The sequence below is a fragment of the Bifidobacterium sp. UBA4282 genome (assembly GCF_002394995.1).
Lineage (GTDB): Bacteria > Actinomycetota > Actinomycetes > Actinomycetales > Bifidobacteriaceae > Bifidobacterium > Bifidobacterium pullorum_B.
In genome coordinates this window covers 32,515-51,872 of the sequence record NZ_DGVO01000030.1, presented here as the reverse complement: position 1 = coordinate 51,872, position 19,358 = coordinate 32,515, and the positions used below count along the sequence as shown (strand labels likewise).

Annotated in this window: 17 protein-coding genes, 1 other RNA gene and 3 pseudogenes; 7 read left to right on the top strand and 14 right to left on the bottom strand. The window is 65.1% G+C overall.

What is annotated here, in order from left to right; all coding sequences use genetic code 11:
* Together B4C31_RS04660 and hpf are read right to left on the bottom strand one after the other, a co-directional pair.
* Window positions 1-554 (bottom strand): annotated as a pseudogene (locus B4C31_RS04660) (preprotein translocase subunit SecA); the annotation flags it as partial.
* A gap of 169 nt (window positions 555-723) precedes the next feature.
* Window positions 724-1,392, bottom strand: coding sequence for a ribosome hibernation-promoting factor, HPF/YfiA family (hpf, locus tag B4C31_RS04655; RefSeq protein ID WP_033506028.1), 669 nt, complete (start codon window positions 1,390-1,392; stop codon window positions 724-726).
* Between the two features lie 159 nt (window positions 1,393-1,551).
* Here hpf and rnpB point away from each other — a divergent pair.
* An RNA gene (rnpB, locus tag B4C31_RS04650) (RNase P RNA component class A) lies at window positions 1,552-1,922 on the top strand.
* Window positions 1,923-1,939: 17 nt separating this feature from the next.
* On the opposite strand, the gene B4C31_RS04645 is transcribed toward rnpB, so the two are convergent.
* The 7 genes from B4C31_RS04645 to B4C31_RS04615 all read right to left on the bottom strand — a co-directional run bounded on the left by B4C31_RS04645 (window position 1,940) and on the right by B4C31_RS04615 (window position 8,805).
* Entirely contained in the window at window positions 1,940-2,482 is a 543-nt protein-coding gene (locus B4C31_RS04645) for a regulatory protein RecX (RefSeq protein ID WP_291531533.1), read from the bottom strand.
* A 14-nt stretch (window positions 2,483-2,496) separates the two neighbouring features.
* A complete protein-coding gene (gene recA, locus B4C31_RS04640) occupies window positions 2,497-3,645 on the bottom strand; it encodes a recombinase RecA (RefSeq protein WP_291531532.1) in 1,149 nt (382 codons plus the stop codon).
* 172 nt (window positions 3,646-3,817) lie between these two features.
* Window positions 3,818-4,051 (bottom strand): DUF3046 domain-containing protein, encoded by a 234-nt coding sequence (locus tag B4C31_RS04635; protein WP_033506026.1) that lies wholly within the window; start codon window positions 4,049-4,051, stop codon window positions 3,818-3,820.
* A gap of 172 nt (window positions 4,052-4,223) precedes the next feature.
* A complete protein-coding gene (locus B4C31_RS04630; protein ID WP_291531531.1) occupies window positions 4,224-4,736 on the bottom strand; it encodes a helix-turn-helix domain-containing protein in 513 nt (170 codons plus the stop codon).
* 66 nt (window positions 4,737-4,802) lie between these two features.
* Window positions 4,803-5,363, bottom strand: a complete 561-nt coding sequence (locus B4C31_RS04625) for a CinA family protein (RefSeq protein WP_291531530.1) — start codon at window positions 5,361-5,363, stop codon at window positions 4,803-4,805.
* The gene (gene pgsA, locus B4C31_RS04620) at window positions 5,360-6,013 is read right to left on the bottom strand and encodes a CDP-diacylglycerol--glycerol-3-phosphate 3-phosphatidyltransferase (RefSeq protein ID WP_288296317.1); all 654 of its coding nucleotides are present in this window, start codon (window positions 6,011-6,013) and stop codon (window positions 5,360-5,362) included. The genes B4C31_RS04625 and pgsA overlap by 4 nt, the downstream gene beginning before the upstream one ends.
* A gap of 74 nt (window positions 6,014-6,087) precedes the next feature.
* Window positions 6,088-8,805: a DNA translocase FtsK gene (locus B4C31_RS04615; protein WP_291531529.1), complete on the bottom strand. Its 2,718-nt coding sequence runs from the start codon at window positions 8,803-8,805 to the stop codon at window positions 6,088-6,090.
* Window positions 8,806-8,936: 131 nt separating this feature from the next.
* Between B4C31_RS04615 and B4C31_RS04610 the strand changes: the two genes are divergently transcribed.
* Window positions 8,937-9,665 carry a Fic/DOC family protein gene (locus B4C31_RS04610; RefSeq protein ID WP_291531528.1) on the top strand — a complete coding sequence of 243 codons (729 nt, stop codon included), beginning with the start codon at window positions 8,937-8,939 and terminating at the stop codon, window positions 9,663-9,665.
* 15 nt (window positions 9,666-9,680) lie between these two features.
* Here B4C31_RS04610 and miaA read toward each other — a convergent pair whose 3' ends face one another.
* Together miaA and miaB are read right to left on the bottom strand one after the other, a co-directional pair.
* Window positions 9,681-10,697: a tRNA (adenosine(37)-N6)-dimethylallyltransferase MiaA gene (miaA, locus tag B4C31_RS04605; RefSeq protein WP_288921177.1), complete on the bottom strand. Its 1,017-nt coding sequence runs from the start codon at window positions 10,695-10,697 to the stop codon at window positions 9,681-9,683.
* A gap of 28 nt (window positions 10,698-10,725) precedes the next feature.
* Window positions 10,726-12,186, bottom strand: a complete 1,461-nt coding sequence (gene miaB / locus B4C31_RS04600; RefSeq protein ID WP_291531527.1) for a tRNA (N6-isopentenyl adenosine(37)-C2)-methylthiotransferase MiaB — start codon at window positions 12,184-12,186, stop codon at window positions 10,726-10,728.
* A 43-nt stretch (window positions 12,187-12,229) separates the two neighbouring features.
* On the opposite strand from miaB, the gene B4C31_RS04595 reads away from it, so the two are divergent.
* The 3 genes from B4C31_RS04595 (at window position 12,230) to B4C31_RS04585 (ending at window position 15,387) form a co-directional block, all read left to right on the top strand.
* Window positions 12,230-12,964, top strand: a complete 735-nt coding sequence (locus B4C31_RS04595) for a GTP pyrophosphokinase (RefSeq protein ID WP_282944409.1) — start codon at window positions 12,230-12,232, stop codon at window positions 12,962-12,964.
* A 177-nt stretch (window positions 12,965-13,141) separates the two neighbouring features.
* Complete coding sequence (locus tag B4C31_RS04590) at window positions 13,142-13,954, top strand: Bax inhibitor-1/YccA family protein (protein WP_291531534.1); 813 nt, start codon at window positions 13,142-13,144, stop codon at window positions 13,952-13,954.
* Window positions 13,955-14,202: 248 nt separating this feature from the next.
* Window positions 14,203-15,387, top strand: a complete 1,185-nt coding sequence (locus tag B4C31_RS04585; RefSeq protein WP_291531526.1) for an MFS transporter — start codon at window positions 14,203-14,205, stop codon at window positions 15,385-15,387.
* Between the two features lie 40 nt (window positions 15,388-15,427).
* On the opposite strand, the gene B4C31_RS04580 is transcribed toward B4C31_RS04585, so the two are convergent.
* Complete coding sequence (locus tag B4C31_RS04580) at window positions 15,428-16,207, bottom strand: DUF5067 domain-containing protein (RefSeq protein WP_291531525.1); 780 nt, start codon at window positions 16,205-16,207, stop codon at window positions 15,428-15,430.
* Between the two features lie 302 nt (window positions 16,208-16,509).
* Between B4C31_RS04580 and B4C31_RS04575 the strand changes: the two genes are divergently transcribed.
* Window positions 16,510-17,808 (top strand): sensor histidine kinase, encoded by a 1,299-nt coding sequence (locus B4C31_RS04575; RefSeq protein ID WP_414631843.1) that lies wholly within the window; start codon window positions 16,510-16,512, stop codon window positions 17,806-17,808.
* 9 nt (window positions 17,809-17,817) lie between these two features.
* A complete protein-coding gene (locus B4C31_RS04570) occupies window positions 17,818-18,504 on the top strand; it encodes a response regulator transcription factor (RefSeq protein WP_291531523.1) in 687 nt (228 codons plus the stop codon).
* A 220-nt stretch (window positions 18,505-18,724) separates the two neighbouring features.
* Here the strand turns inward: B4C31_RS04570 and B4C31_RS04565 are convergent.
* Both B4C31_RS04565 and B4C31_RS04560 read right to left on the bottom strand, forming a co-directional pair.
* Window positions 18,725-19,141, bottom strand: a pseudogene (locus tag B4C31_RS04565) (sugar O-acetyltransferase); the annotation flags it as partial.
* 5 nt (window positions 19,142-19,146) lie between these two features.
* Window positions 19,147-19,358 (bottom strand): annotated as a pseudogene (locus tag B4C31_RS04560) (DapH/DapD/GlmU-related protein); the annotation flags it as partial.

The window sequence follows — 19,358 nt, the reverse complement described above, 5'->3', positions numbered from 1 at the left end:
TAGTCGAAACCGAACTCGTTGTTGGTACCGTAGGTGATGTCGGCGTTGTACTGCTTGCGGCGCTCCGGCGGCTTCTGCTCGGTCAGGATGCAGCCGACCGACATGCCCAGGAACCGGTAGATGCGGCCCATGAGTTCGCTCTGGTAGCTGGCCAGGTAGTCGTTGACGGTCACGACGTGCACGCCCTTGCCCTCCAGCGCGTTGAGGTAGCTCGGCAGCGTGGCGACCAGGGTCTTGCCCTCACCGGTCTTCATCTCGGCGATGTTGCCCCAGTGCAGGGCGGCGCCGCCCATCAGCTGCACATCAAAGTGGCGCTGGCCCAGCGTGCGCTTGGAGACCTCGCGCACCGTGGCGAACGCCTCGGGCATCAGGCTGTCAAGCTTCTCGCCGTTGTCCAGTCGCTGCTTGAACTTGCCGGTCTGCGCCTTGAGCTCGTCATCGCTCAGAGCTGAAATCTCGTCCTCCAGCGCGTTCACGGCTTTCGCCACGTTCTCGAGCTTCTTGAGCTGGTGGCCTTCGCCCATGCGAAGAGCCTTGTCAATGATATCTACCACGTTCGCTCCCTTGTCGGTTACCGTAAACGAGCATAGCCCAATCCGCATGGAATCGGGCGCAAACTTTGACCCATAGTACGCGAACGCACAGATTTTCCGCGTCAAACAACGGGTGACGCCCCGCGCACTGTGTGTCGCGGGGCGTCATCCTCAGTTCAAGCGTTCGCCGTTACTCGGCCTTCGCCACGTTCTCCGGGGTGTCGATCTCGAACACGCCATAGCTCCAGCCATGACGGTGGTAGACGACGGAGGGACGGTTGGTGTCCTTGTTGACGAACAGGAAGAAGTCGTGCCCGATCAGCTCCATCTCATACAGCGCCTCGTCGATGGTCATCGGCTCGGCGATATGCAGCTTGCGGCGGATGACGATCGGGGTGTCGCCGACCTGGACCTCCACCGATTCGCCGGGGCCGAGGTCGGAGGCGACCGCAGCCTGCGGACTGTTGTTCGGCTCCTCCGGTACGGGTTCCTCCTCCACGGGTTCGGGGGTCACAACGCCCATGTCCACGGGCACCGGGTTCGTGTATCCACGACGATGGTCCTTGCGGCGGTCACGGGTGCGGCGCAGACGCAGCGTCAGCTTGTCCAGCGCCATATCCAGGGCGCTGTACTCGTCGGTGCTCGACGCCTCGGCGCGTACCACGGTACGCCCGGCAATGACGGTGATCTCCACGCGCTTTGCGGTATCGGCCTGACGCGGGTTGCCCTCATGCGTGACGACGATCTGCACGCGTTCCGCATCCGGGGCGATAGCGGTCACACGATTCATCTTGTTTTCGACGACATCACGGAACCTTTGCTTGATCTGCGTATGACGTCCGGTAACGACGATTTCCATGTGAACCTCCTTGAGCTCAAGCGGGTTGTGCCCGCTGTATGTGTCCGAATGGCATCATCGCCATCCGGGTACGTTTCATTGTAGCCGAGTTCCGTGGCGACATGGTGAACAACTCGCCAATAATGAAGACCGATGCGCCATGCTATCCTTGGGTGGATGTGAGGTCTCCAGATGGCCGCGGCCGTGTCGGTTCGCCGACGCGGCTGAGGAACTTCCGGGCTCCATAGAGCACGATGGCGGATAACGTCCGCCCAGGGTGACCTGAGAGCTAGCGCAACAGAGAACAGACCGCCCGGTTTCGGCCGGGTAAGGGTGAAACGGCGGTGTAAGAGACCACCGGGCCGCTGGTAACAGTCGGCCGCATGGCAAGCCTCATCGGGAGCAAGGCCAAGCAGGAGGCGTTTGAGGGCTGCTCGCCCGAGCCTCCGGGTAGGCTGCTGGAGCCTGGCGGCGACGTCAGGTCGAGATGGATGGCCATCCGCACCGCATATGTGGTGTGACAGAACCCGGGGTATCGGAGACCTCACACTCCTTTACCCACCTTTACTCAGTTCAGCAGCTCCTCCGCAACGCGCCGCAGCGTTTCCGGGCTGTGCCCCTTTCTGCCTCCCGCCGACCAGAAGCGCCGACGCCGCACCGCAGTGTCGAGACCGCGGGTCTTTCTGGCGTACTGTCGTCCCAGCTCCCATGCGGCGTCCTCGAAATCGCCGCGCTGCTCGGCTTCGGTTGCCACAGCCTCGGCCAACGCGCGGTCCACGCCCTTGCGGGTCAACTCCATCACGGTGCCCCTGCGCCCCATGCAGCGCCCCGTGCAATAGCGGACGGCCGACTCGGCATAGGCCCGGTCATCCAGCAGATGCACGCGGGTCAGCCGCTCGATGACCTCGTCGACGATGCCGTCCGCATACCCCTTGGCGATCAGGCGTTCACGCAACGCCCCCGAGGCGCGCGGCGCCGCGTCCAGCAGACGTAACGCCGCCTCACGGCAGGCGTCCACATCATCGGCGTCCGATTCGTGGACCACCGCCTCCGCCGCGCCGATCGTCTCCGCCGCAATGGCACGTCCCAGGAACTCCTGTGCGTCAATCATGGCACCGGCAGCCGTCAGGCCTTGGCGGTCTTGGAAGCCTTCGCGGGCTTGGCGGCCTCACCGGCCGGAGCGCCCTGCGCCGGATCCCCGTCCGACTCGCCCTCGGACATATCGATCAGGCCGAATGCGGCCTTGACCTTGTTCTCGATCTCCTCGGTCACGGCCGGATTGTCCTTGAGGAACTGGCGCACGTTCTCGCGCCCCTGCCCCAGCTGGTCGCCGTCATAGGTGAACCAGGAGCCGGATTTCTTCACCACGTTGCACTGCAACGCCATATCCAGCACCGAGCCCTCCTTGGAGATGCCCTCGCCGTACAGCACGTCAAATTCCGCCGACTTGAACGGTGGCGCCATCTTGTTCTTGACCACCTTGACGCGGGTGCGGTTGCCCACGGCCTCATCGCCGCTTTTCAGCGTCTGCACGCGGCGGATGTCCAGGCGCACCGAGGCGTAGAACTTCAACGCCTTGCCGCCGGTGGTGGTTTCGGGATTACCGAAGAACACGCCGATCTTCTCCCTCAGCTGGTTGATGAAGATCGCCGTGGTGCCCGCCTGCGCCAGCGCGCCGGTCATCTTGCGCAGCGCCTGGCTCATCAACCGCGCCTGCAGGCCCACGTGGCTGTCTCCCATCTCACCTTCGATCTCGGCCTTGGGCACCAGTGCGGCCACCGAATCGATGACGATGACGTCAAGCGCGCCGGAGCGGATCAGCATATCGGCAATCTCCAGCGCCTGCTCGCCGTTGTCGGGCTGCGAGACGATCAGCGAATCGGTGTCCACGCCGAGCTTCTTGGCGTACACGGGATCCAACGCATGCTCGGCGTCGATGAACGCCGCCACGCCGCCCTCGCGCTGGGCGTTGGCCACCACATGCAGCGCCAGCGTGGTCTTGCCCGAGGACTCCGGGCCGTAGATCTCCACGATGCGCCCCTTGGGCAGGCCTCCGATGCCCAACGCCATGTCCAATGCCAGCGAACCGGTGGGGATCACCTCCACGTCCTGCGGGGGCTTGTCCCCCAGGCGCATGGCCGAACCCTTGCCGAAGTTCTTCTCCACCTGCGCCAACGCCGTATCCAACGCGGCCTTGCGGCGCGGGTCAATGGCATGGGCCTCCTTGGCGGTGTCCGCGGCGTCCTTCGCCGCGACTGTCGTCTGCTGTGCCATGATGCCTCCTTCAAGCATGTTCGGCTCTTCGTCCCCATCCACCGTAGGGGCGTCCGCGCCGCGTCCGCAAGGTCGACCGGCCAATGTGGTCGAACGATGCGCGCAACGTTCCATAACTGTGGATAACTATACCCCCAAACACGAACAAATGTTCGAATGACGCGTCGGCATGTCACGCCGCAGGCATGGGCGGCGCGTTATGATCGGCACCCCATCGGCGCGAATCCGGCACATCCATCTGATCGCACAGCACATTCCACACCACACGGGGCTCCACCCCGGCAGCCAGGGCCTCCACCACCGTCATGTTGTCCAACGCGGTCAATCGCTGATCGACGGAAAGACTGCGCCCGTACCCACGGCCGAACACCTCTTCCAACAGTTCCCAGAATTCGCGTTCTCGCATGACCGCCAGTGTACACACATCCGGGCACCGTACCCCCGCCGTCCGGCGGCCCGCGCACGCCCCCCCGACGCCCGCATCCGCAGCGGCACCGAACCATCGCGAAACGGCGTGGCGGGCGGCCACCGGACCGCCCACCACGCCGTCATCGCAACGCTATCCCGAAATCCTGTCCTTAGTCCTCCAACGAGTCTAGGTAATCGGCCACCAGCCGCAGCATCTGCGAGGGCTTGACGCCCAGCGACAGGGCGATCGACCCCAGCAGCTCCGAGCTGGCCTCCTTCTGCCCGCGTTCGACCTCGGACAGGTACCCCAGTGACACCCCGGCCTTCTCGCTGACTTCACGCAACGTCTTATAGTCGCGGGTGCGCAGGTCACGCAGCACATGGCCGATGGCCTCGCGCAGCGACACCTCCTTGGCTTCGGGCGCCGCCTCCACGGCACGGCCGGTATGGCCGCGCGTGCGTTCGGCGAAATCTTCCTGCTGCCACATCCGCTCCAAGGCGGCCTGCCGCTCCTCCTTGGCCTTCTTGGCGGCACGGGCCTTGATCACCTGCTGCTGCGCGAACATCACGGCACGCCGCTGCGCGGGGGTCAGGTCGCGCATGCGCGCCCCGGTGGCCTTGGCCGGGGCGGCGGTCATACCCGCCCGCTCGACTCGCTCGCGGGTCACAGTCATCGATTCCATCACGTCATCCCTTTCGGCTCGGCGTCGTTCATCCATACCACTACGAACAACACCGCAGACGCGGGATTATTCCTGTGAATCCACTGTGAATCCGCTCACATTTTCCAGAACGCGCAACACCGTCAGCAACCGGATCCGCTCGCGGTCGCCCGAGAGCATCAACCGCACCGACGTCGTGATCCGCGGGCCACCCCCGACGTCGAACGATGGCACCGAAAACCCCGCGTACACCAGTCCGGCGGGCTTGTCCCCGTCCGACCCCGGACCGGCCACACCGGTGGTGGACAATCCGATGACCCGCCCCCCATACGCCGGCTGATCGTACAGCCGGGCCGTGCCGAGGGCCATCTGCTCGGCCACATCCGGGTGCACGGCGCCCTCACGCCGCAGCAGGTCGGCGTCGACCCCCAGCACGGATGCCTTGGCCGCGATGTCATAGGTCACCGCCGAACCGAGGAACACGCGCGAGGCACCGGGGATGCGCACGAACGCGTCGGCCAGCAATCCCCCCGTCAGCGACTCGGCCGCGGCGATGCGCACGCCGCGAGACTCGCACCATCCCAGCACCGCCTGCGCCAACGTGTCGCAGCGGTGCCGAATCTCCCCCGCGGACAGGTTCCCGTTCATGCGGACGGCTTGCGGAAGGTGTTGATCAGGTAGATGGCACCGGAATACAGGCACAGCACCAGCGCCACATAGATCACGATCTGCGTGAGCCATGTGTACGCCGTCAGCCACCACGGATTCGGACCGGTGCCGGGCGCGAGCGTCCACAGCGGCACCAGCAGCAGGGACAGGCCCACGCACTGGAACACGGTCTTGAGCTTGCCCGGCCAGGCGGCGGCGATCACCTTGCCGCCGGGCTGTTCCATGACAAAGAAGCGCATAATCGTGATGCCGAGTTCCCGGATGAGGAACAGCGCCACGAGAACCCAGCCCCACACCATGTTGCCGAACTCGCCGAACGCCGCGGCAACGACCAGCGCGCCGCAGGTGAGCAGCTTGTCCGCAATCGGGTCCATCAGCTTGCCCATCTCGGTCACCTGATTGTATTTGCGGGCCATCCAGCCGTCGATCTTATCGGTGGACGCGGCGATGATGAAGATGATGGCCGCCACCCAGCGCAGCGTCGGATTGTCCACGCCGTACGGCCCCGCCATGATGTCAAGCACTAGGAACACCACCACCAGCACGATGCGCGCATAGGTGACCAGGTTCGGCGGCGCATTCCAACCGTCGAGCAACGAGTTCGTGGTCTGTTCATCGGTTTTCTGCATACTCTTCACTGTACCCCGAGTCCTGTCTTGTGTACGCCGCCGTATTCGAATTCGACACATCGCAACGCCGTCCGTCACACGGACAGGCTGTCCTGCGTCGGCGCGCTGGAGGTCAGGCTGTCGGTTTCGCCGCGGATGAACGCCAGCACCGCGGGCAGGTCCTGCGGCTGCACCAGCACCTGACGGGCCTTCGAGCCCTCCGAGGGACCGACGACGCCGCGTGATTCCAGCAGGTCCATCAGACGGCCCGCCTTGGCGAACCCCACGCGCAGCTTGCGCTGGAGCATGGAGGTCGAACCGAACTGCGTGGTGACCACCAGCTCGGCGGCCTGCAACAGCACGTCCATGTCGTCGCCGATCTCCTCATCCGGCTCCAGGGCGTGCTTCTCGGCGTCCTTGGCCATCTGCTCGATATCCTCACGGTAGTGCGGCTTGCGCTGCGTGCGCACGTATTCCACGGCCTTGCGGATCTCCGACTCCGACACCCACGAACCCTGCACACGGATCGGTTTGGCCGAACCCATCGGCAGGAACAGGGCATCACCCTGGCCGATCAGCGTCTCGGCACCCACGGTATCCAGGATGACGCGGGAATCCGTGGCCGATGACGTGGCGAACGCCAGACGCGAGGGGATGTTCGCCTTGATCAGGCCGGTGACCACGTCCACCGACGGACGCTGCGTGGCCAGCACCAGATGCACGCCCGCGGCTCGCGCCAACTGGGTAATGCGCTGGATCGAGCTCTCCACATCGTTCTTAGCCACCATCATCAGGTCGGCCATCTCGTCGACCACTACCAGCAGGTACGGGTACGGGGCGACCTTGCGGTTCGAGCCGGCGGGGGCGTGCACCTTGCCGGCCCGCACGGCCTCGTTGAAATCCTTGACGTGGCGGAACCCGAAGAACTCCAGGTCGGAGTACCGGGCGTCCATCTCCTTGACCACCCACTCCAACGCCTGCGCGGCCTTCTTCGGATCGGTGATAATCGGGGTGAGCAGATGCGGGATGCCGGCGTAGGCGGAGAGCTCCACGCGCTTGGGATCGACCAGAATCATACGCACCTGTTCGGGGGTGGCGCGCATGATGATCGAGGTGAGCATCGAGTTGACGAAGCTCGACTTGCCCGAACCGGTGGCGCCGGCGACCAGCAGGTGCGGCATCTTGGTCAGATCGGCGGTCACGAAATGGCCCTCGACGTCCTTGCCGATGCCCGCCAGCATTGGGTTCGGGTCGTTGACGGCGTTGTCGGAGCGCAGCACGTCGCCCAGGTGCACGATCTCGCGATCGGCGTTCGGGATCTCGATGCCGATCGCCGACTTGCCCGGAATCGGCGACAGGATGCGCACATCCGAGCTCGCCACGGCGTACGCGATGTTCTTCTGCAGGTTCGTGACCTTCTCTACCTTCACGCCGGCCCCGAGCTCCACCTCGTACTGGGTCACGGAAGGTCCGCGCAGGAACCCGACGACCTTGGCGTCCACGTTGAACTGCTGGAACGTGGAGGTCAACGCCTGGATCACCCGGTCGTTGGCCGGGGTGCGCGCCGCATGCGGCTGCCCCTTGGCCAGCAGGTTCAGATCGGGCAGACGGTACGGGGCGTTCTGCGCCGCCGGGGCGCCGTCGTCGCCCGCCGCCGGCTCGTCAGCGATCTCGCCGGTCTGCGGGTCCACGGTCATCTCGCCATCTTCCCCGATCGAGGCCCACGGGTCGGCTTCGGACAACGGACGCGTCATGTCGTCGACCGGCAGCACATGCGTGGCATCCACCGGCGCATGGTGCGGGTTCGTCATCACCGCCGTTTCGTCCGCGGCCACACCTGCGGACGAAACCGTACGCGCACCGTCCGACGCAGGCGCGCCCAGTACGCGGGTCTCGGCGGCGTCCCCATGGCGACTGGCCGCATGGTCGAACGGATCGTCGCCCTCATACCGTTCCAGCGTGCGATCCGTGCGCTTGCCCGACGCCTTGGAAAACAATCGGGAGAACCAGCCCTTCCTGACGGGACGGGAGCCATCGGCGACGTCATCGCCGCCATCGTGCGAGGGCACCCCTTCGGCGAACGCCAGCGTGCTATCCCCCACACGCACCTCGTTCGGGAACTGCGGGCGTTCGTCCGCCGGCTGGTCGCCGCGGGCCCTGCCCACCATCGAACCGACCCGCTGCGGCACATCGGTGACATGCGTGCGGGTGATCAGCAGCAGCGAGAACAGTCCCGCGATCACGAACACCGCGATCGCGAACGCCTCGGACAGACCCCAGGCCAGCGGGGAGCCGAGCACGAAGCCGAGCAGGCCGCCGGCGCTCTGTATCGCGCCGATATTGAATCCGGGCACGTCGGCGATCAACGCCACATCGATGATCGAGCAGATCGACCACATCAGCAGCACCCAGCCGGCCAGCACGCGCGGATTGTCCGAGTCCTTGCCGGAGTTGCGCATCAGGCGGACCGCCACGATCGCCAGCACCACCGGCACCACCACGCTCATCACGCCGAACAGGCCCGAGGCCACGGCGTGCAGGAACACCCCCAGCGGGCCGTTGACCCGGAACCATTCGGAGGCGCAGAAGCACACGGCCAGCACCAGCATGAGGAAGCACAGGCCATCGCGGCGGTATGCGGGATCGTACTCGCCGACGCCGGTCAGCGAGCGCACCGCGGCGCCCATGCCCCGCGGCACCGCCAGCAGGGCGCGTTTCCACACCGGTTCCGCGGGCGGCTGCGACTGGGCCGCGCGACCGTCCTGACCCTTGGTGCGCTTCGTGGTTTGAGAAGAGGAGTTGCTTCGTGCCATAACGCAACAGATTGTACAACCCGGCACGGTCGCCGCCCGGGCCGGGCCGGCAACGTGCACCCCATCCGCGCAGATCCGCGACACACGGCGCAGGACGCGTGATTCCGCGCCCGCGCCGCTATCATCGAACTATGACTCCAGCGGAACGTGCGAGCGCAGTCGCATTTGCACTGAAGAACTGCGCGTTGGATTCGATGACGCCGAGCGACGCGACGATGCGGGTGGCGGCGAGATACGAGTACGGGGACATCGACGTCTCCCGGTTGCTCGACGACGCGGATGACGACCGCAGCAGTGCGGTGTTCGTGCGGACGATCGTGCTGACCGAGCGCCGGTGGCCGGCCACCACCGATCTGGATGAGTTGCGGGCCATCCATCGGGGGCTTTTCGAGGGGGTGTTCAACGACGCCGGACGGCTGCGCACCCACGACACCACGCGCGAGGATACCGAGGACCGGGCGCGCGCGAAGAACCCCGAAGCGTTCTTCCCCGCCAATCTCATCGAGACCGGGGCGCTGAACATCGCCACCGAACTGGCGGACAAGCGCAACCTGCGCAACCTGGACCGCGGCGATTTCATCCGGCAGCTGGCCCACATCTACGACGAGCTGGGCTACCTGCACCCATTCAAGGGCGGCAACGCGATGACGCTGCGCATCTTCGTCTCACGGCTGGCCCACGACGCCGGCTGGGATCTGGACTGGGGGCCGGTGACGCGCGAGAAGTACCGTGCGGCCAAGCATGACGCCTACCGAGGCGACACCACCGGCTTCGAGCGCATGTTCGGCGAGATCTGCCGGCCGGCGAACCCGACGCGCGTGTTCCTGATCGCCGGATGGGACCAGGGGCCGGCGCACTGAGTGGCGTTCACGTGTTCAGCCGGCGATGTCGCCCAGGTGGTGCTGCGTGTACGCGTCGGCTTGGGCGTCGATGGCGTCGTAGTCGCCGGCGTCGGCGTGGGCGATGACGGCCATCGCATTGGACACCAGGTCCGGATTCTGCGCGCGCAGCCAGTGGATGCGTGGGTCACGCCCGAACCATCCCATCTGCTTGCGGGCCAGTCGTTTGGTTTTCTGCGCGATATCGGCAAACGCCTCATCCTCGCTCCATAAGCCGTCCAGCGCGTCGATTACCTGCTGGTAGCCGAGGGCGCGGGAGGCGGTCGCCCCCAGGTGCGGGCGCAGACGCCGCACCTCGTCCACGAACCCGTCCGCGCGCATCTGCTCGGTCCGCAGGTCGATGCACCGGTCCAGCTCCTCACGCGGCAGGTCGAGCCCGATCTGCACGCTCGGAATCACATACCGGTACCGCGGCAGGCTCGCCGAATACGGGCGACCGGTCAGTTCGATGACCTCCAACGCACGGATCGTACGGCGCGGGTTGCGCGGATCCATACGCGCGGCGGCCTCGGGATCCTTGGCCTTGAGCTCCTCGAACAGGATGCCCGGCCCTTCGGCTTCGGCGCGATGCTCCAACCGGGCCCGCACGTCAGGGTCGGTGCCGGGGAATGAGATGTCGTCGATTGCGGCCCTCGCGTACAGCCCGGAGCCGCCGACCAGTATCGGCCGGACGCCGCGGGCCTGCAGATTGGCGATGCATTCGCGTGCCAAGGTCTGGAACCGGGCCACGCTCATCGCATCGTCGGGGTCGATGATGTCGATGAGATGATGAGGCACGGCGGACCGCTCCTCGGCCGTGGGCTTGGCCGTGCCGATGTCCATGCCGCGGTACATCTGGTAGGCGTCGGCGTTCACGATTTCGGCGCGCTCCCCCCGTTCGGCGAGGGCCCGGGCGATGGCGATGCCCAGCCCCGTCTTGCCGGAGGCGGTGGGACCGACGATCGAGACGACGCGGGGTAGGGCGCTCCCCCGGCCGTCCGTGTCTGCGGCCACTTCGACGGGAGGGGCAGCGACGGCGGGATCAGTGGCGCACATGGTAGGTCTGCCCGGCTTTCGGATCGGGGTCCGCGATGAGGTTGTGCCGTGCGGCGTGCGTGACCGTGGCGGTCACGAAATCGCCGATCTCGGGCATCGGCTCGCCCTCGGGCACGCCGACGTGCACGAGCACGCCGGTGCGTTCGCGCCCGGTCACGCGGTGCGTAGCGGCGTCCTTCTTACCCTGGGTGCCGGTGATCATCACCTCCACGTCGCGACCTTCGAACTTGGCCATCTCCTCCTCGGTGATGCGCTCCTGCAGCGCGACCAGACGCTCGAACCGCTCCTGCACCACATCCTTCGGCACCTGTTCCATCACGGCGGCCGGCGTGCCCGGGCGCGGCGAGTACTCGAAGGTGAACGCCGACGAGAACCGGGCCTCCTCCACGATGCGCATCGTCTCCTCGAAGTCCTCATCAGTCTCCCCCGGGAACCCGACGATAATGTCGGTGGAGATCTGCGCGTCGGGCATCGCCTCGCGTACCTTGCGCAGGATGTCCATGAACTTCGCCGTGCGGTAGGAGCGGCGCATGGCTCGCAGGATGCGGTCGGAGCCGGACTGCAGCGGCATGTGCAGCTGGTGCATGACGTTCGGGGTCTGCGCCATCGCGTCGATTACGTCGTCGGTGAACGCGGCCGGGTGCGGCGAGGTGAACCGGACGCGCTCCAGCCCCTCGATCGTGCCGCAGGCGCGCAGCAGCTTGGAGAACGCGTACCGGTCACCGATGCCGTAGCCGAAGGAGTTCACGTTCTGCCCCAGCAGCGTGACCTCCTTGGCGCCCTGCTCCACGCAGCGACGCACCTCGTCGAGGATGTCGCCGGGGCGGCGGTCGTGTTCCTTGCCGCGCGTGGTCGGCACGATGCAGAACGTGCAGGTGTTGTTGCACCCCACCGAGATCGACACCCAGCTCGACACCTTCGAGGCACGCACGGCCGGCAGCTGGCTCGGGAAATAGTCGAGTCTGTCGACGACCTCCACCTGCGGGGAGCCGGTGGCGCGATGCTGGTCGAGCAGACGCGGCAGCGAGCCGATGTTCTTGGTGCCGAACACGGCGGCGACCCACGGGGCGCGCTTGGCGATCCGCTCACGGTCGAGCTGGGCCATGCAACCGCCCACGGCAATCTGCAGGTTCGGATTGCGGCGGGTCAGTTCCGCCCACAGACCGACCGTGCCGTACATACGTTCCGCCGCGTTCTCGCGCACGGCGCAGGTGTTGAGCACGATCAGATCCACATCCTTGTCGGCCACCTGCTGTTCGGTGGCCGGCACATAGCCGTCCTGTTCCAACACACCGGCGATGCGTTCGGAATCGTGCACGTTCATCTGGCAACCGAGCGTGTGGATCGCGTACACGCCCTTGCCGCGCTCCCCCGCCGAGACACGAGGGTCGGCGGCGTCCGCCTGCTTCGAGGCGCGCTCCGCCTCGGTCATCATCGCTTCATCCATGAAACCCCATGCTAACCGAGAGCTCGGATTGAATAGGGCTATGATGGGGGACGTGATACTTGACCGACACAGCCGATTGAACTCCGCCGAACTCGAAGCGCGCCTGAAGGCGACGAACTTCGACGACGGGCAATTCCCCGTGGACCAGATCACCGAATTCGTCAATCTCATGCAGGTCTACGAGGGGGCGATGTATGAGATCAGCACCAAGCTGGAAGTGCTCGACGAGGAGTTCCAGGTGCGTTTCTCGCACAACCCGGTACACCACATCGAGCGCCGTCTCAAGTCGATCTCCTCGATCCTGGGCAAGCTCGAGCGCCGCGAACTGCCGAAGACGGTGGAATCCATCAAGGACAATCTCTTCGATGTGGCCGGCGTGCGCGTGATCTGCAACTACCGCGACGACGTGTACTCGGTGTCCAACTACCTGTCCGCACAGTCGGACATCCAGGTGCTGCGTGTCAAGGACTACATCAAGAACCCCAAGCAGAACGGGTACCGCAGCCTGCACGTCATCTACGCGGTGCCGGTGTTCCTCTCCTCGGGCGCGCACTACACCCCGGTGGAGGTGCAGTTCCGCACCATCGCGATGGATTACTGGGCCAGCCTGGAGCATGCGCTGCGCTACAAGACCGACCTGCCGGACGTCAAGCTGAGCGAGCATTCGCAGACGCTGCTGGACTGCGCGCGCAGCCTGCAGAACATCGAGGTGCAGATGCAGAACATCCACCGGGACATCAACGGCGCGCCGCAGGTGGACGAGGCCCCGCACTCCTGACGGTGAGGTGGCGTGGTGTTGCCGCACCGCGTTATTGCACCGTGTTGCCGTACGGCGTTGCCGTGCCGATTGCCAAGATTCTGTGCCCGCGGCGGAATTCTTCACCATTCGTTCAGCATCTCCCCGTACGATGGGGGAAATGCCGGCCATCCGGCCGGGTTGTTCCAAGGAGTGATGATGACTTTCGGCCAACAGCCGCAAGGCGGCAACGGCTATAACCAGCAGCCGCAGAACCAGTACCAGTACAACGCGCAGCAGTCGTACGCCTATGCGCCCAACGGCACCGCCGCCATCAACGCCCAGGCGACCTACGCCTTCGAGGAGGCGCAGCGCATCTCCGTCACGAAGGCCTATGGCGAGATGACCATCGGTCTGGTCATCACGGCCGTGGTGGCCGTGCTCGCGCAGATGAGCGGCGCCTATGTGGCGTTCCTCCAGGCCACCGGTCTGATCGGGTTCATCCTGTTCGCCGTGATGCAGGTGGGTCTGGCCGTGTTCCTCGGCGCCCGCATCATGAAGATCAAGTCGAGCACCGCCCGCGTGATGTTCTACGTGTATTCCGCGCTGATGGGCTTCACGCTGAGCTCGATCTTCATGATCTACGACCTGGGCTCGATCGGTCTGGCGCTGGGCATCTGCGCGGCGTTCTTCTTCGTGCTCACGATGTTCGGCATGACCACTAAAATCAACATGCTCAAGGCCGGCCCGATCCTGCTCGTCGGCCTGATCGTGCTCATTGTGGCCGAACTGCTGCTGACGTTCCTGTTCCCCGGGGATACGATGCTGATGGTCGTCTCCGCGATCGGCCTGGTGCTGTTCGCCGCCATGACCGTGCATGACGCCCAGCAGACGCGTGCCATCTTCAACGAATACGCCGGCTACGGGCCAGAGATGATCAAGAAGGTCTCGATCATCTGCGCGCTGAACCTGTATCTGGACTTCGTGAACATCTTCCTGTACATCCTTCAGCTGCTGGGCAACAGGGACTGACCTGACCCGCCATGACGGTGGCGGATGTTCGAGACGTCGCCGTCGCCGTAGGGGCCGCATCCATCCGGATGCGGCCCCTATTCGTTTCGGTACGGCACACAGACGCTCCTCGGCGCATATAACGACGAAACGCCGACGGAACGATTGGATGACGATAATCGCCATGTCCGATACGATGACCCATGGCTGTTCCGCGGCATCGCCGCAGCGCCCCCATCCATCCCCCTGTCTTCGTTCTAAGGACCGCCATGACCTCCATCCGTCGACCGCGCGCCCTGGCCTGCATAGCCCTGCTGGTGCTGTTGGGCTTCTCGTTGGGATTCTCCGAATTCACCGTCATCGGCATCGAACCCGAACTCGCCGAGGCATTCGATGTGCCGCTGGCGCGCGTGGGTGAACTCATCAGCTTCTTCTCCGTGGCCTACGCGGTGCTCACGCCGTTGCTGGCCGTATCGACCGGCAGGTTCCGCCGGTTCACGCTGCTGATCGTCTACGTGGCATTGTTCTGCGTCTCCAACATCATGATGACTTTCGCACCGACCTTCGAGGTGCTGCTGGCCGCCCGTATCCTGCTCGGCGCGGTCTCAGGCGCCCTGCTGGCCGTCGGCGTGACGTTCATCCCCGAGCTGGTGGGCGTGCATCGCATGTCGATGATGATCTCGGTGGTGTATGCGGCGTTTTCCGTGGCGATGGTGGTGGCCACGTCGGTCGGCAAGATCGTGGCCGAGGTGCTGGATTGGCATGCGGTGATGATCATCGCGCTGGTGCTGGCGCTGGCGGTCAGCGCGGCCATGCTGGCGGTGCTCCCCCGGCACGGTTCGACCGATGAACCGGCCACGGTTCGGGAGCAGGCCGGACTGCTGACGGAGCCGCAGATCCTCGTCGGCATCGCGATCTTCCTGTTCGGTGTCGGCTCGGTCTACGTGTTCTACGGGTACGTCACCCCGTATCTGGAGGATGTGCTGGGCATGGACGCGGTCGGCGCGAGCATGACCCTGATGGTGTACGGCGTCATGTGCTTCGTCTCCAACCTGATCTCCGGCTGGGTGGATCTGAGCTACGGTATGAAGGCGCTGCTGGTCGTATTCCCGGTTCAGGCGCTGTTCCTAGTGGCGCTGTTCCTGGTCAGCCCCACGATGCCGTGGTCGTTGGTGCCGGTCATGTTGGTGGGCCTGTCCATGTACGTGGTCTCGGTCTCCTGCATCTCGCTGTTCATGCGCGTGGCGCGCGAGCGCCATCCGAAGGCGATGGTGCTGGCCAGCTCGCTGGAGCCGATGGCGTTCAACATCGGCATCGCCTTCGGCACGGCCATCGGCGGTGCCGTGGTCTCCGGCCCGGGACTGCGGTACGTCGGTCTGGTCGGGGCGCTGTTCTCATTGGTGGCGGCCGGATTCGTGCTGCTGACGCTGCTCATCGACCGCAAGGTACGCTAAAACCGACGTTGCCGGAATAAGGCTATTCCGGCAACTCGATTCACAGCTCGAAGGTATGTGAGATCACCGGCGCGTCATCATCGAACGAAATCAGATCGCGCACCTGAACCTCCACAGGCGAGGAATCCTCCAGCACGTAACCGAGTGATACGGTGCCGGTAGCGTTTGGCTGCAGTTCGGCAAGATACGAGTTCGCGTCGTATCCTTCCGGAGCTTCCGCGTAAACGGCCGTATCCAGCCCATGGCCGTTCTGGAAGACGCTCGCTTGAAGCGCCGATGCGAACGATGCGTTGGAATCCGTCGTGTTCGTCCATTCGAACGTCACCAACACGGTGGGATTGCCCTCATAATCGTTCCCGCTGGATACCGCGGATATAAGACGTACGTGGGCGGATTGCAGATCACCCTCCGAATCCTGAACCGGTGCAGTCTCAGTCCGTCCGCCTTCGGCGCCTGAGGTGCCGGCACCCTGCCCCTGCTGCGAAGACCCTGCACCCAGCGCTTCGTCGACGGCATCGACCGCGGCCTGCTGCATAGCCAAGGTGATGACGATGCCCAGCACCGACAACACGACCGCGACAACCGATAGCACTTTGCCATCCCGCTTGCTGCGAAATGCGGCCACGGTGCCGACAAGTGCCAACACGGCACCGACGAATCCCAACACAGCCGCGGCATTGTTGATGATTGGCATGAAGCTCAGTATCACGGCGATGATGCCGAGAATCAACCCCACAACGCCACATATCGTGATGCCTCGATTGGCTCGTTGTCCCGATCCCACATCCGCCACGGGCTGCGGTGTTCCATGCTCATCCATGTTGTTTCCTTCTTTCTCGTCGCCTTCGGTGAAACGAATATCATGAACCCGAATAGGTACGATTGCCACGCTACGAGATAATGCAGGAAACCGATACTGGACGAACGGTCATTTCCATTCGCCCTTTCGGACAGTCGGTTATGCCCCGCCGCACCATGGCGGATCAATGAGGGATGCCGATAATGGTGACTATGAGCAATTCCGATTTCCGTGACCGCAATCGCCCACAGGGCAGCCGGCCGTCCGGCGCAACGCCAGACGATGAGGTGCCGGTTCACGGTACCCGGAGAAGCAGCCTGGCGATGGTTCCCATAGCCATCTTCATGTGTCTGGCGCAAACGTCCTTCGCCGCTGCCCGCTATGGAAGTTCGGATCCGCAGTTTCTCTGGTTCATGTTCTCCACGCTTGCTGCCATTCCTTCGGGATTGCTGCTGCTCGCCAGGGACCGCCACCCCGAAGCGGTCTTCTGGGGGTCATGCACACTGGTCATCGCCTTCCCCTTCGATTCGATGCTCGCCCTGATGGCCATGGCCTCGCTGCTCGCCCGGCGATCCTCGCGCACGGTCATGGTGCGCGCCATCGTGGCCGGCGGAGCGACCGCCCTGGTCGCCCAGTTGCGTGACGCGCTCAATCCGCCCGACGCATCGCTATGGCACGTGTTCTTCGCCAAACCCCACACCGGCGGCGCTACCGGCACTCCCCTGGTGATGTTGGTCGGGGAGACGCCCATCATCATCACGGCCGCAGTCGCCGCGCTCATCTCCACCGCCATCGCGGCGCTTGTCGGCTTGCACCTGCGGTCCAAGGCCATCGCAGCCTCGGCCGAAGCCAAGGCCGATGCCGCCGCCAGCCAGGCGTACACCCTGCAGGCCGACCTGAACAACCAGCAGCTCGCCGACGCCATCGCGGCGGAGGCGCACGACACCCTCGCCCATTCCCTGTCGCTCCTGGCGTTGAATGCCAGCGCGCTGCAGGCCGAATCGGACAAACTGCGCACCATGACGCAGTCGAGCGAGGACGCCGTCCGCACCCACGCCGATTCCATCGCCCAACAGGCGCAGCAGATCCGCAGACAGGCGGCGGGCGCGCTAGATGAGGCCCACACAATCATCGACATGCTCCGGCATCCCGATCAGGCGTACGTCCAGCTGGCCCCGTCCGACGACACGGCCCTCACCCGGGAATCGCTCAACGAGCTCATCACCGACGCGCGCCAGGCCGGCATGCGCGTGGATACCTGGATCGACATCCAGCAGCTCAGCGAGCTGGACGATGCCCTCGGCAAGATCGCCTACCGCACTATCCAGGAGGGATTGACCAACGCCCGCAGGCATGCGCCCGATGCGCCCGTCGCCCTCCAAGTCGATGCGCTCCCCAGCTCCGGCGTGCATATCCATATCAGCAATCCGCTGACCGCCGACGAACGCACCCGACCCGACCGGGCCGGCAGCGGACTGACCGGCATCGCCGCCCGAATCCACAGCGCCGGCGGCACCTGCGCCTACGGCGCCGACGAACGGGGCGTGTTCCATATCGACGCCCGTCTGCCCTGGATCCGCAACGGTGCCGAACAGCAGCCGAACGTTGCCGGCCTGGCCTAGGATACAACCGTGAGCGAGTTGGAAGACAGCCGTCCGATCCGTGTGAGCGTGGTGGACGACGACCCGATGATCTGTCAGGCGATGGGTCTGATTCTCAATGATTATTCCGAAGGCCGCATCACCGTCATATCCACGTCGGTCGATGGGGGCGCGGCGATCGAGCGCGCGGAACGGGAGCATCCGGACGTGGTGCTCATGGACATCGCCATGCCGGGAATCGACGGCATTGAGGCAACACAGCGGTTGCGCGCCCTGCGCCCCGCCCCTCATGTGCTCGTCCTCACCTCGCTGAGCCCAGCCGACACGGTCGAACGCGCGGTCGAGGCCGGCGCGGAGGGGTTCGTGTCCAAGACGGACGCACCTGACGAGATCATCCGACACGTGATCGGCGTCTGCAAAGGCGCGCCCCAATTCAATTCGGCAAGCCAGCGGCAACTGATCGGCGGGCTCAGCCGGCAACGGCCGCAATCCCGTCGCGATGAGGCACGGGCCCTGCTGGACACGCTGCCCGCGCGCGAGCGCGAGGCCGTCATACTGGCCGCCGAGGGCTGCACGAATGCGGAGATCGCCCAACGCATGTTCATCTCCGAGCGCACAGCCAAGGCGCATCTGTCCTCGGCAGCGGACAAGCTGTGCATGGGGCGCGTGCAGATGGCACGGCTCGTGGAGCGCGCCGACCTTCCCGAACAACGCTGAACGGCAGGCCGTACTCCTTCAGTGGGCGGATTGTTCGTTCAGTGGGCGGGCTATGGCAAAGCCTCGGCTTGGAATGGAGCCATTTTCAGCCATATCTCAAGCCGAGGCTTCATGATAGGGCGCCCACTGAAGCGTTCATCCGCCCACTGAAGAGCATCAGTCAGCCTTGGTTCGTCGTCGCCCAGGATATCCGCCTGCTGAATGGCGGGGCCTGCGGGAATCAGGCTTGGGCGGCCTTCCAGGCGCGGTATTCGGCGGCCTTGGCCTGCCAGTATTCGCGGTCCTTCTCGCCGATCTCACGGATGACGCGGCACGGGTTGCCGACGGCCACCGAATGGGACGGGATGTCCTTGGTCACCACCGATCCGGCGCCGATCACCACGTCATCGCCGATCGTCACGCCCGGGCAGACCGTCACGCCGCCGCCGACCCAGACGTCGTTGCCCACCGTGATCGGCTTCGCGTATTCCAGCCCCTTCACGCGCCGTTCGACGTCGAGCGGATGGCCCGCCGTGTAGAAGCCGCAGTTCGGCGCGATGAAGACGTTGTCGCCGAACGTCACCTTCGCGCAATCGAGGATGACCGTGTTGTGGTTGGCGAAGAAGTTGCGCCCGATCTCGATGTTGTAGCCGTAGTCGCNNCGCCGATCGTCACGCCCGGGCAGACGGTCACGTTGCCGCCGAACCAAACGTCGCTGCCGATGGTGATGGGCAGACCGCCCTCCATGACCTCGTTGCGCACCCCGGCGTCGATCGGATGGTACGGGGTGTACAGGCCGATGCGGGGGCCGAAGAACACGTTGTCGCCGATGGTGATCGGGGCGACGTCCAGGAAGATGCAGTCCATATTGGCGT